Source organism: Mammaliicoccus sp. P-M59 (genome assembly GCF_022386135.1).
Lineage (GTDB): Bacteria > Bacillota > Bacilli > Staphylococcales > Staphylococcaceae > Mammaliicoccus > Mammaliicoccus sciuri_A.
In genome coordinates this window covers 82,767-96,491 of the sequence record NZ_JAJNJJ010000004.1, presented here as the reverse complement: position 1 = coordinate 96,491, position 13,725 = coordinate 82,767, and the positions used below count along the sequence as shown (strand labels likewise).

Genomic DNA, 13,725 nt, shown 5'->3' with positions numbered 1-13,725 from the left:
ATTACTTAATAAAGTTCATTAATATAGATGTTAAAATAACAGATGCAACTGTAACTGTTGTAAACCCACCAATAATCATTGGGCTCAATAACTCATTAAATACATCTTCTCTGTCTTCCTCATTATCAGTAACAGATCGACTGACTTCTTCACATAAAATAAAATCACCTGGGAAACCATATAATGCGGTTAAAGCAACAGGTAATGCTTTAGTTGGTTTCCATCCAATTAATTTAGCACCGATAAATCCACCAATTAAAATACCAATTGTACCTATAACAAGAATAGATAAAATAGCAGGTAGGTATTCCCATAAATCATGTGGTTTAATGCCGCCCATAGAACCGATAACGATTAAAATGATAATAACCATCATAATTGTGAATGATTGATTACGTTCCAGTTCTTTTTGTTCAAATAATCCAATTTTCAAACCGATGACACCAAATAATAAACTGACGAGCGTGAAATGAATGCCTGTTACTTCGCCAATCATGAAGGCAATACTTGCTAAGAAGAACATAATAAACAGTCTGATAACATTGTTTTGAAGTAACGGATTCTTATTAAATATCGTTTCTTTCTTGGATTCATTTTTATTAGAAATATTAGCGACATTTTTATCTGAATGTCTATTTGCTAAGTAATATTTTGAATAGCGCTTCATAAGAATAGAACTTAATGGCATACCAATAACACCTTGAAGTGCCTGCACGATAGCTGGTAAAACAATGAGATTGGCCAATCCTAAATCTTGAAGCTTTTCGACTGTGATGAGCAGCGCGACGATACCTCCAGCAATAGGTCCAACACCTGAAGCGGCAGTACGGAAATCAAATAGGAGCGTAACGAAGACTAATATTAAGGTTGTTGAACCCAATATACCTAAGATTGATATAACAACTGCTTTCCATTGTGATTTAAGTATATGAAGCGGCATCATTGTACCCATATGCATAATAACTGGTGCAATAATAAGCGCGCCTAGCGAAGGTAAAATGGCATTATCTAATATCTTTTCAGGTAAGACGCCTGCCCAAGATAAAAGCAAGTAACTGACCATTGCTGTTAAGAGCATTGGTACACGAGCCTTTGTAAGATAAGATATAATTTCCCCGAGAACGATTAATGCGAATAGTATTGTTGCTGAAATAAGCGGTTCACTAACCATTAGCATTCCCTCCTTTTTAAAGTTAATAGTCAAACTTTAGCATATCTAAATCAAGAAGTTAATAGTATTTTCTAAAAATTTAGAATATATAGATAAATATTACACTATTAATTGCATTCAATATATAACAAGAATTTAAATATTATTCGATGGTATATAACATTTGTTCAATAAAAAAACAGTAAACATGTCATATGACGATGTTTACTGTTTATAAGATTTATTCATTTGAAGTAGATTGCTTGCGCTGATTCAAATAATAAACAACAAGCAATAGTATAATCCATAATGGTGAGTACATTAATGCTGTACGTGTATCATTTGCAAAGAACAAAATAACTAATACAAATACAAAGAATATTAATGCAAGGTATGATCCAATCACACCAAATGGGTTTTTGAATTTAGATTTTTCATGTAAAGATTTATCTTCTTTTCTAAATTTGATATAGCAAATTAAAATGATAGACCAAATAAAAATAAAGAATATCGTAGCCAATGTCGTAACGAGTGTAAATACGTCATCCGGTATAAAATAATTTAATATCGCAGCGAAGAATAATACAACACCTGAGAATATTAATGCTGGATAAGGGACACCACGTTTATTTGTCTTGCTTAATCCTTCAGGAGCATGACCTGTTTGACCTAAACCATAAACCATACGACTATTACTGAATAATCCACTGTTTGCAGCACTAGCAGCTGAAGTTAACACAACAAAGTTAACAATACCCGCAGCAGCTGGAATACCAGCTAATACAAATAAATTAACAAATGGACTTTCAGCAGGATCAATTTTATTCCATGGTGTAATACTCATAATGATTAATAAACTTAATACATAGAAAATTAAAATACGAATACCGATAGAATTAACTGCTTTAGGTAAATTCTTTTCAGGATCTTTCGTTTCACGTGCTGTAACACCTACAAGTTCAATTCCTACAAAGCTAAATACCGCCATTTGGAATGCCAGTAAGAAGCCCATAGCACCATTTGGGAAGAAACCATTATGACTATATAAATTATGAAATCCGGATTGAATACCTGTGCTAGATTTAAAGCCATTAAATATCATCCATAAACCAATAACAATTAATAATATAATGGCGATAATTTTAATAAGCGCGAACCAGAATTCGACCTCACCAAATAATTTAACAGTCATAAGATTTAAACCTAAGAGAATAACAACAGTCGCAATTGCAGAAACATATGCAGGAACATCCGGATACCAAAACTGAATATACTTAGCAACAGCCGTAATATCCGCTATACCCGTTGCAACCCAACAAAACCAATACGTCCATCCAGTTAAAAACCCGAATAAAGGACCTAAATAATGTTCAGCAATATCAATGAAAGAATTATAGTTACTATTTGAAAGTAATAATTCCCCTAAAGCTCTCATCATAATAAATAAGAAAAAACCAATAATAATATAAACTAATAAAATAGATGGACCCGCTAATGAAATACTCTTACCAGCCCCAAGAAAAAGACCGGTACCAATCGCGCCACCAATAGCAATTAACTGAATATGCCGGTTAGACATACTTCTTTTTAACTCATGATTTTCCATTTTCTATTCGCTCTCCTTAGATGCAATAAAACATATGTAAACAATAAGATTTAAAAAACAATATAAAAAGCATTATACTACGATTATTTGTATTTTGCATATTAATATAAATAAATGTTTTTAAATGTAAGACAAAGGTGAGGATATATAACACGATGAGTAATGTAATATTACTCATTTTATGTACTTATAATTATTTGATATAGAATAAGAATAACTTAAACAAAGGAGGAGGTTTCTTATGTTAACAAGTATCTTACAACCAATCGTAGATTTGATTACAGCTTTAGGTCTTTAATTTAAATTCGATTTATTTTTTATCTTTATATGCAAACAAAGGGGTCAGTACATAGTGCTGTAAGTACTAAAAAAGCCACCAATTCGTATTTTGCGAATTGGCGGCTTTTTTATTTAGTAATAATAATTGACCAATGTGGTCGATAGCGTTATGATGTAGTCGACCGAACTGGTCTAATATGTTTTGGAAGGTGTATATGATGAATGATGCATTCTATAATTTAGATGAAGAAAAGCGTCAAAAAATAATCAATTCAGGGCTGATGGAGTTCTCTAATTATGGCTATCAACAAAGTTCTACGAATCGTATTGTTGAAAATGCTGGTATTGGTAAAGGGATGCTTTTTTATTACTTTAAAAATAAAAAAGGACTATTTAAATTTCTTGTGGATTATTCATTAGATTTCATTGAGGAATATTATTTTAAACAGATTGATACTTCTGAGAAAGATATTTTTAATAGGTTAGTTAAACAAGCGAAAATAAAATCTAATTTAATGACGATTCATCCTCATATGTCGAAGTTTTTAACGAAAATTGTTCTGGAGGAATCTGAACATCATTATATATCTGGAGAACAAGACCAACATATTAAACAATTACAAAGTAAAGTTCAAAATGCACTATTTGAAGATTTAGATAAGGATCTTTTTAAAGATAATTTAAATGTTGAAATGTCTATCAATATTATAAAGTACTCGATTGATGGTTTAGCAGAATCTATGAAGACACGAATAACGCATCAAATGATCGAGCAGAATGATTATCAAAGCTTTTATGATGAATTTGATTTATATATTAAAGAAATGCGTAAAATCTTCTATAAGGATCGTGATTAATATGACATTGTTAAAAGTAAATAATGTTACGAAGACGTTTGGTAAATTTAAAGCTTTAAACGGTGTAAATTTCACTGTTGAAGAAGGAGAAATATTTGGATTTATCGGTCCAAATGGTTCTGGGAAATCTACGACCATTAAAGCAATTTTAGGGATGCTTAAACCTGATTCTGGTTCTATTGAGGCATTTGATAAAGATGCCTGGAAAGATGCGGTTCAAATTCATAAACAAGTTGCCTATGTTCCAGGTGATGTGAATTTGTGGCCAAACTTAACAGGTGGAGAAGTGATAGATTTATTTCTGAAATTAAGTGGCACTAAAAATAATGAGAAAAGAGATGAACTAATTAAAAAATTTGATTTAGACCCTACTAAAAAATGTGGGTCATATTCTAAAGGTAATAGACAGAAAGTTGCACTTATCGCTGCATTTACTACTGATGCACAACTGCTTATATTAGATGAACCGACATCTGGATTGGATCCTTTAATGGAACAAGTATTCCAATCATGTGTATTAGAAAAGAAAAAAGAGGGCAAAAGTGTACTATTATCAAGTCATATATTAAGTGAAGTAGAAAAACTATGTGACCGAGTCGGCATTATTCGAAAAGGTGAAATCGTAGAAATGGGCACGTTGGATGATTTGAGACATTTAACGAGAATGCATTTCGTCGTTCAGTCTAAAGAAGCTTTAACAGATTTAGAAGAGCAAGATGGTATACATGATATTACTAAAGAAGGTGAGATGTATCATTTTCAAGTGGATTCAGAGAAAGTTTCTAATATTATTAAATATTTAAGTCGATTTGAGTTGCTGAAATTAGAAAGTATGCCACCTACATTAGAAGATTTATTTATGAGACATTATGGTGTGAATATTGAAAGAGGTGAGTAATATGAATAATCTCTTTAGCGGTGTTGGACAATTAACGTTATTTTACCTCAAGACTCATAAATGGAAAATGGTGTTTTGGATATTAGGTATTGTCGTTTTAACGGTTATTATACCACCAACATTTAAAAGTATGTATCCACACCAATCAGATATGCAACCAATTGTTGAAACTTCTAAAAATCCTGCAATGGAAGCAATGTTAGGACCAGGACAATTTGAACACGTATCAGTTGGCGTGTTATTTACACACGAGATGTTACTATTTACAGGTATTCTCGTTGCAATAATGAGTATTTTACTTGTTTCAAAAAGTACAAGAGGAGATGAATCTGCAGGTCGTATTGAAATGATTCGAGCATTGCCAGTTGGAAAAGTATCTCCTCTCGTAAGTGCACTTATTGAGATGATAATTGTGAATATCATGATAACCATTTTGATTATGGTGATATTACCTTTAATGAATATTGATAGTGTGGATTGGCAAGGTTCAATCGTTTATGCAGTTTCATTAGGATCAATTGGTATTCTATTTGGTATGATGACAGCTATATTCGCACAGTTAACTGAAACAAGTAGTAGTGTTACAGGCTATAGTATTACAGTATTACTCTTAAGTTATTTAGTGAGAGCGGTTGGTGATGTCATAAATGAAGATATTTCTATGATTTCACCTCTAGGATGGATTACAAGAACGTTTGCTTATTCTGAAAATAATTGGTGGCCAATCGTCTTAACTTTGATAACGGCTATTATATTCTTAATGATAGCGATGATACTTTATTTTAGAAGAGATATAGAGTCTGGCTTACTGCCTTCTAAACCAGGTAAAAGAACTGCACATAAAATATGGTTATCTCCACTAGGTTTACAACTTAAATTGTATAAAGTAGGGCTTATTTCCTGGGCAATAGGAATGTTTGTATTTGGCGCTTCATATGGATCAGTATTTGGTGAGTTAGATGATTTTATTAAAGATAATGAAATGTTGCAGCAAATGGTAGCTGGGAAAGGTGATCATTATATAGAAGCATTCTTACCGACTTTAATGATTATAATGGCTATCGTATCAACAATACCTGCACTATTAAGTTTATACAAAATAAAAAACGAATTAGATACTCATCGAATAGAACTTATAATGTCTCGACCTATTTCAAGAATTAAATTGTTGAGTAGCTATTTAGTTGTTTCATTATTTAATGCTATTTTTATGATTTTTATCGCTGCATTCGGTTTGTATATTGCCCAAGCATCTGTGTTAGATGATCCATTTAGTTTTTGGACAATAATAAAGGCAGGGATTGTGCATATACCAGCCATTATATCTTTCGTAGCACTCGGTGCTGTACTTTTAGGATGGTTTAATAAAGGACACTTTATCGTTTATTTATATTTAACTTATACATTTTTTGTCGTTTACTTAGGACAATTGTTAAATATTAAAGACTGGTTAAAAGATATAACGCCATTTCATCATATTCCTGAAATACCTGTTGAAGATATGAATTATTCGGGTATAAGTATATTAATCATAATATCTATAGTGCTCATCATGATTGGATTTATAGGGTTTAAACGAAAAGACATTTCATAAAGGGAGCTGTGTTCGGATGACAAATTTGCCGAAAATAGGGAAACCAGCAACAAATGCTTTGAATACGATCAACATTACGACGTTAGAACAGGTTGCTCAATTAGATGAACATAATTTGGCGAAACTACATGGTATGGGACCAAAAGCAATAGGCATTTTGAAAGAAGCATTAGTAGAACAAGGGTTATCATTTAGTCAATTAGATGATGATTTAAAAAATGTAAAATTCACTGTACTGGGAGATTTAAAATGTGATAATGCACCAAAAAGAAGAATTATTAGAGACATTGTGATTGCTTCACTAGTTGGTGATGAAAAGTATCTCACTGAATGGCTAACAGATGATTTAGTATGGAAAGTACCGGGTTCTTTTGAATTAAAGGGTAGAAAAGCATTTTTAGAAGAAATAAATGAATACTTGCAAAAAGTATCTAGCCTTGAAATTAAATCAATGCTTACGCACGGTAAAGAAGCTTCTTCACATGGCACAATTATATTGAATTCTGGTGAGGAAATTTATTTTGCTGAAATGTATGAATTTGAAAATCATAAAAAAGATGCTAAAGTAAAAGCGATTACGTCATATATCATCATGAAACCTTAAATTTATGAAAAATCCAATACCAGTATTTATGAAAATGTGATAAATTATAGAGGTTATTATAAACTTTCGGAGGTTGAAAGATGGAAGCAACATTACCAAATTGCCCTAAATGTGATTCAGAATATACTTACGAGGATGGACAATTTTATATTTGTCCTATGTGTAATCATGAATGGTCTATAAACGACGAAGATGCATCAAATGAAGAAAACACAGTTATTAAAGATGTAAATGGTGTTGAATTAAATGATGGAGATACTGTAACGGTCATTAAAGATTTAAAAGTAAAAGGATCATCTAATTCTATTAAACAAGGTACAAAAGTTAAAGGTATCAAATTAGTAGACCCAGAAGATGGTCATGACATTGATTGTAAAATACCTGGCTTTGGACAAATCGGATTGAAGTCATCAGTTGTTAAAAAAGTGAATAAATAAGCGTATAAGAGTCTGAAACATTGAAATTGTTGCAGGCTCTTAATTTTTTAGAAAGTATGTTGATATAAATATTAACGAAATGCTTATTATTTTTTGTTAAAAATAATTAATTGATTATTTTAAGTTTTTGAAATATTAATTCGTTATATACATCAAATGTTTTTTGTGGTAAATATGTAATAGAGATTACGTTTCCAACAAATATATAAGGGGAGAAAAATATGAAGGCTTATATGCAAAAATTTGCACAGTCTCTAATGCTACCTATTTCCATTTTACCGGTAGCCGGGTTACTTTTAGGTATCGCATCTTTTATTGATTCAGGTGCAATTAACGGGGAAGGAAATAGCGTTGCGAACTTTTTAGCAAATGGTGGTTTAGCCGTTATTAATAATTTACCAATACTATTTGCGGTAGGGTTAGCATTCGGTATGTCTAAAGATAAAAATGGAGCAGCTGCACTTAGTGGACTTGTATCATTTTTAGTGGTTACACAAGTACTAAAGCCAGAAGCAATGGCGAAAGTATTGCATATTGCTGAGGATAAAGTTGATATCGCATTTACGGGTATTAGTAATGTATTTATCGGGATTATTTGTGGTCTAGTTACAGCTGCAATTTACAATAGATTTAAAGATACGAAATTACCAACAGCGTTTGCTTTCTTTAGTGGTAAACGTCTTGTGCCGATATTATCAGCGGCGGCAATGTTAGTGATTTCTATCGCGCTTATGTTTATTTGGCCACCAGTATATAATGGATTAGTGTCATTTGGGGAAATGATTTCTAAACTTGGTCCTCTTGGGGCAGGGTTATACGGATTCTTTAACCGTTTATTATTACCATTTGGATTGCATCATGCGTTAAACCAAGTATTCTGGTTTGATATTGCAGGTATTAATGATATTGCAAACTTCTGGTCTAGTAAAGGTGAAGCGGGTATAACTGGTCGATACCAAGCAGGCTTATTCCCAATTATGATGTTTGGATTACCAGCTGCAGCATTAGCGATTTGGAAAAATGCTGAAAAGCGTAATAGAAAAGTAGTAGGTTCTTTAATGGTTACAGCAGCGATCGCTTCATTCGTAACTGGTATCACAGAACCATTAGAATTCTCATTCTTAGTAGCAGCACCGATGTTATTTGGAATTCATGCGTTATTAACAGGTATTTCATTATTTATAGCAGCAACATTCCATTGGACTGCAGGATTTACATTTAGTGCAGGATTAATAGATTATTTATTAAGTTTAAGTATTCCAATTGCGAATAAGCCATTAATGTTACTTGTCCTTGGTTTGATTATGGGTGTCGTATACTTCGTTGTATTTGATTTTGCGATTCGTACATTTAATCTTAAGACACCAGGTAGAGATGGCTTAATGGAAGAAGCGGCAAAGCAAGATCCTAGTCTTGAAGAAGATGAAGCGGGTACTTCAACAAACAATAGTGGTGTGAAAGTATCTAATAAGACAAAGCTTATATATGAAGCAATTGGTGGTAATGATAATATAGAAGTTATCGATCACTGTGCAACAAGATTACGTCTAACATTAAAAGATACAAGTGTTGTTGATCAAGATAAAATCAAACAATCTGGCGCATTAGGAAACAAAGTAATTAGTGATAAAAATATCCAAATTATTATTGGAACTGATGTACAATTTACAGCAGATGAATTGATGCAAATGCAACAAAATCAAGGTCAGTAATTGAATATATCAATACTTAGACAGTAGACATTCATTTTTATAATTTGAATGCCTACTGTTTTTTTATTTATAATAATAACAATTTTGAACAAATATGAACAAAAAAATAATGATAAATGTGTGATTTTTTACTTTTATAGTAGTAATATGAAACTATTGAATGATAAAGGGGGACGATTCAATGGGTATAAAAAAAGCGATTTTGTTAGGTGCAGGTGACCGTGGGGGAAGAGTTTACGCGAATTTGATAAAATCTTTACCTCATAAAATTAAATTAATTGGGGTAGCAGAACCTGTTAAAGAAAGAAGAGAACGTGTAAGCAGTCACCATAATCTTGATGAACGATACGTACAAGAATCATGGAAAGCATTATTGGACTTAAAGCCAGAAGCTGATATAGCAATTATATGTACTCAAGATAAAGCCCATTTTGAACCAACGATGAAAGCATTAGATTTAGGATATCACGTGTTGCTTGAAAAGCCGATGTCTCCTAGTCCTGAAGAGTGCATTAAAATGGTAGAAAAAGCGAAAGAAATGGATAGAACATTAACGATTTGTCACGTATTAAGATATACACCATTCTGGAGCAGAATAAAATCTATCGTTCAAAATGGAGATATTGGTCAGATTGCATCTATCCAACTCAATGAAAATGTAGAATATATGCATATGTCGCATAGTTTTGTAAGGGGAAATTGGAAAAGTAAAGAACAGTCAAGTCCAATGATATTAGCTAAATCTTGCCATGATATGGATATTATCAGTTATATCATGGATCAAGATTGTAAAAGGATCAATTCCTTTGGTTCATTGATGTACTTTAATGAAGCTAACAAACCAGAAGGCGCACCATTAAGATGTTTAGACGGATGTCCAGCAGAAAATGAATGTCCATTTCACGCTGGAAGGTATTATTTAGGTATCGGTAGAGGATGGGCGATGAAATTTACAGAAGAAAATTCTAACGAAGCGATCATTGAAAGATTAAATCATACGGATTATGGAAAATGCGTCTTCCAATCAGATAATGACGTTGTCGATCACCAAGTTGTGAATATGGAATTTGAAAATGGCGCAACAGCAACATTTAGTATGAGCGCATTTACAAGAGAACAAACAAGAATAGTTCAAATAATGGGAACAAAAGGTGAAATAAGAGGGAATATGGAAACAAATGAAATAAGCATATTTGACTTTTTAACAAGAGAAGAAAAAGTCATTAAATTCCCTGAAGTGAGCAGTGGACATGGTGGAGGAGACGAAGGTATTATAAGAGATTTTATAGATGCAATTAATAGCTCAGACAAGAATGTATCTAAATCCATAGCAAGTAAATCCTTAATCAGCCACTTAATGGCATTCGCAGCAGAAGAATCAAGACTGAACCACGGCCAATCGATAAATATAGACGAATTCTATAATGAAATAGCCTTAACATCTTAATATAAGATAAATAAAGACGTGATACCGCTAGAAAATAGCAGTATCACGTCTTTTTGTTATGCGTGAAAACGAGGCGCTAACGCTCAAGAGTCGAAAACAAGATCGTTAGAAATTCTAACGATCAAGAAAGTAAAACAAGATCTTTAGCGGTCAATAAATTTAAAAAAATGCACGAAAACGGGGCGCTAACGCTCAAGACTCAAAAACAAGAGCGTTAGAAATTCTAACGCTCAAGAAAGTAAAACAAGATCGTTAGCGGTCAATAAATTTTAAAAAATGCGCGAAAACGAGGCGCTAACGCTCAAGACTCAAAAACAAGATCGTTAGAAATTCTAACGCTCAAGAAAGTGAAACAAGATCGTTAGCGGTCAATAAATTTTAAAAAATGTGTAAAAACGAGGCGCTAACGCTCAAGAGTCGAAAACAAGATCGTTAGAAATTCTAACGTTCAAGAAAGTAAAACAAGATCGTTAGCGGTCAGTAAATTTTAAAAAATGCGCAAAAACGAGGCGCTAACGCTCAAGAGTCGAAAACAAGATCGTTAGAAATTCTAACGTTCAAGAAACAGAAACAAGATCGTTAGCGGTCAATAAATTTTAAAAAATGCGTGAAAACGGGGTGCTAACGCTCAAGAGTGGAAAACAAGATCGTTAGAAATTCTAACGCTCAAGAAAACGAAACAAGATCGTTAGCGCATCAAGAATCCACGCGTGTTATATTTATTAACTAATATAGTACCTTAATATCATTTTCATCGCAGAACTGTTGTATTTCTTGAGGGAGTACTTTATTAGTAATTATTTTGTCTACGTCACTTAAATTGCAGTATGTTAGTAATGTTGAATGTCCTATCTTACTATTATCCGCTAAAACATAAGTTTCCCGTGCTTTTTTTGTAATAAGTTGTTTGATTAAATTTTCTTCCATCTCTGAATTAGATAGACCATTTGGAATATTAACACCAGTAGCTGCCATAAAGCATTTATTAATATTAAATTTATTCAATAAAATATTAGTATCTATTCCTATGAATGATCGTGTACGTGGTTTGTATTTTTCGCCAATGATAAATAAAGTTACATTTTCAAATTGTGAAGCTTTATTCATGATATCAAGACTGTTCGTAATAATTGTAAATGATAATTTTTTGTCGACATAATCTAATACATGTATTGTTGTTGTTCCTGTATCAATATAAATAATGTCGTTAGTTTCGATATGTGCAGCAGCTAATTGACCGATATGTTTTTTTGATTGATAATTCTCAACATTTCTTTTTTGATAATCAACCGCTTTATATTCATCCTCGATAACTTCAATACCACCATAAACTTTTTTAACTACATTCATATCTACTAAAAGGTTGATGTCACGCCTTATTGTATTAACAGATACATTAAATGTGTCCTTCAATTCATCAATTGAAGCTGTTTTGTTTTTTTTTATGAAAGATTCTATTTCATAAATTCGTTTAGATTTCATATACGATTCCCCCATTTCTTACAATATACCCAAAATTTGCTTATATAACAACTATAAAAAATATAAGTTACTCAAAATTTGACATATTCTACTCGTTATTATAATATTATCTCAACAAGTAACCAATAGTTAATCAATATATACTCATTTTTTAAAAGGTGATGAAAGCGGTTACTTTAATATTTATAACTGGAGGATATGTAAATGGTAGAAATCTTAAAGAATTACGTTAATGGACAATGGCAAGCGTCAAAAAGTAAGGAAACAATAGATGTATACAATCCAGCTACTAAAGAAGTGATTGCTAAAGTACCTGTTTCAACTAGAGAAGAATTAGATGAAGCGGCAAAAATTGCACATGAAGCGTTTCAAGAATGGAAAGAAGTTGCTGTACCTAAACGTGCTCGACTTTTATTCAAACTTCAACAATTATTAACAGACAATAGAGAAGTATTAGCTGAAATTATTACAAAAGAAAATGGTAAGAATACGACAGAAGCTTTAGGTGAAGTACAAAGAGGTATTGAGAATGTTGAATTCGCTGCAGGTGCTCCTTCTTTAATGATGGGTGACTCACTTTCAAGTATCGCTACAAATATAGAAGGAACAAGCTATAGATATCCAGTAGGTGTTGTAGGTGGTATCACACCATTCAACTTCCCAATGATGGTGCCTTGTTGGATGTTCCCAATGGCTATTTCATTAGGTAATACATTTGTGATTAAACCTTCTGAAAAGACACCATTACTTGTTAATAAACTTGCAGAGTTAATTGAAGAAGCAGGTTTCCCTAAAGGTGTATTCAATGTTGTACATGGTGCACATGATGTTGTGAATGGTATTTGTGAAAATGAACATATTAAAGCTGTATCATTCGTTGGTTCTAAACCAGTAGGTGAATATGTTTATAAAAAAGCAACTGAAAACTTAAAACGTGCGCAATGTTTAACAGGTGCTAAAAACCATACAATCATTTTAAATGATGCGAACATTGATGGCGCAGTTAAAGATGTAATTGGTGCAGCATTTGGATCAGCAGGTGAACGTTGTATGGCAGCAGCTGTAGTAGCTGTTCAAGAAGGTGTTTATGACGAATTTAAAGAAAAACTTGTACAAGCTTCTAAAGATATCGTTATCGGAAATGGCTTAGAAGATAATGTTTTCTTAGGTCCAGTTATTAGAGAAGAAAATGTTGAACGTACATTAAATTACGTTGATCAAGGTGTCGAAGAAGGTGCCAAACTCGTATTAGATGGTAGAGAAGACAACAACAAAGATGGTTTCTTCGTAAAACCGACTATTTTTGAAGATGTTACAACTGATATGAAATTATGGCAAGATGAAATATTCGCACCGGTGCTATCACTTGTTAAAGTAAAAGATCTAAAAGAAGGCATTCAATTAGCGAATCAATCTGAATTTGCGAACGGTGCATGTTTATTTACAGACAGTGCATCATCTATTAGATACTTCAGAGAGTATATTGATGCAGGTATGTTAGGTATTAATTTAGGTGTACCAGCACCAATGGCAATCTTCCCATTCTCAGGATGGAAATCATCATTCTATGGTTCATTACATGCAAACGGTAAAGATAGTATTGATTTCTACACACATCGTAAGGTCGTAACTGCAAGACATGGTAATCCACAATTTTAA

The 13,725-nt window shown here is 32.5% G+C and carries 11 protein-coding genes; 8 read left to right on the top strand and 3 right to left on the bottom strand.

The window, feature by feature from the left end; genetic code table 11:
• Nucleotide 1: 1 nt before the first annotated feature.
• Nucleotides 2-1,171: a hypothetical protein gene (locus tag LQ617_RS08010; protein ID WP_204188351.1), complete on the bottom strand. Its 1,170-nt coding sequence runs from the start codon at nucleotides 1,169-1,171 to the stop codon at nucleotides 2-4.
• A gap of 220 nt (nucleotides 1,172-1,391) precedes the next feature.
• On the bottom strand, nucleotides 1,392-2,756 hold the full coding sequence (locus LQ617_RS08005; protein ID WP_196307620.1) for an amino acid permease: 1,365 nt from the start codon (nucleotides 2,754-2,756) through the stop codon (nucleotides 1,392-1,394).
• A 494-nt stretch (nucleotides 2,757-3,250) separates the two neighbouring features.
• Between LQ617_RS08005 and LQ617_RS08000 the strand changes: the two genes are divergently transcribed.
• The 7 genes from LQ617_RS08000 to LQ617_RS07970 all read left to right on the top strand — a co-directional run bounded on the left by LQ617_RS08000 (nucleotide 3,251) and on the right by LQ617_RS07970 (nucleotide 10,584).
• Complete coding sequence (locus LQ617_RS08000; RefSeq protein ID WP_239740146.1) at nucleotides 3,251-3,892, top strand: TetR/AcrR family transcriptional regulator; 642 nt, start codon at nucleotides 3,251-3,253, stop codon at nucleotides 3,890-3,892.
• 1 nt (nucleotide 3,893) lies between these two features.
• Nucleotides 3,894-4,790, top strand: coding sequence for an ABC transporter ATP-binding protein (locus LQ617_RS07995; protein ID WP_204255519.1), 897 nt, complete (start codon nucleotides 3,894-3,896; stop codon nucleotides 4,788-4,790).
• Nucleotide 4,791: 1 nt separating this feature from the next.
• Nucleotides 4,792-6,384: an ABC transporter permease gene (locus LQ617_RS07990; protein WP_239740145.1), complete on the top strand. Its 1,593-nt coding sequence runs from the start codon at nucleotides 4,792-4,794 to the stop codon at nucleotides 6,382-6,384.
• 16 nt (nucleotides 6,385-6,400) lie between these two features.
• Nucleotides 6,401-6,988: a helix-hairpin-helix domain-containing protein gene (locus tag LQ617_RS07985; RefSeq protein WP_239740144.1), complete on the top strand. Its 588-nt coding sequence runs from the start codon at nucleotides 6,401-6,403 to the stop codon at nucleotides 6,986-6,988.
• Nucleotides 6,989-7,068: 80 nt separating this feature from the next.
• Nucleotides 7,069-7,425 (top strand): zinc ribbon domain-containing protein YjdM, encoded by a 357-nt coding sequence (locus LQ617_RS07980; protein WP_025904427.1) that lies wholly within the window; start codon nucleotides 7,069-7,071, stop codon nucleotides 7,423-7,425.
• Nucleotides 7,426-7,646: 221 nt separating this feature from the next.
• Nucleotides 7,647-9,137, top strand: a complete 1,491-nt coding sequence (gene nagE, locus LQ617_RS07975) for an N-acetylglucosamine-specific PTS transporter subunit IIBC (RefSeq protein ID WP_191836117.1) — start codon at nucleotides 7,647-7,649, stop codon at nucleotides 9,135-9,137.
• Nucleotides 9,138-9,318: 181 nt separating this feature from the next.
• Nucleotides 9,319-10,584 (top strand): Gfo/Idh/MocA family oxidoreductase, encoded by a 1,266-nt coding sequence (locus tag LQ617_RS07970; protein WP_204194513.1) that lies wholly within the window; start codon nucleotides 9,319-9,321, stop codon nucleotides 10,582-10,584.
• Between the two features lie 726 nt (nucleotides 10,585-11,310).
• Here the strand turns inward: LQ617_RS07970 and LQ617_RS07965 are convergent.
• A complete protein-coding gene (locus LQ617_RS07965) occupies nucleotides 11,311-12,066 on the bottom strand; it encodes a DeoR/GlpR family DNA-binding transcription regulator (RefSeq protein ID WP_185805808.1) in 756 nt (251 codons plus the stop codon).
• 204 nt (nucleotides 12,067-12,270) lie between these two features.
• Between LQ617_RS07965 and LQ617_RS07960 the strand changes: the two genes are divergently transcribed.
• A complete protein-coding gene (locus LQ617_RS07960) occupies nucleotides 12,271-13,725 on the top strand; it encodes a CoA-acylating methylmalonate-semialdehyde dehydrogenase (protein WP_103360919.1) in 1,455 nt (484 codons plus the stop codon).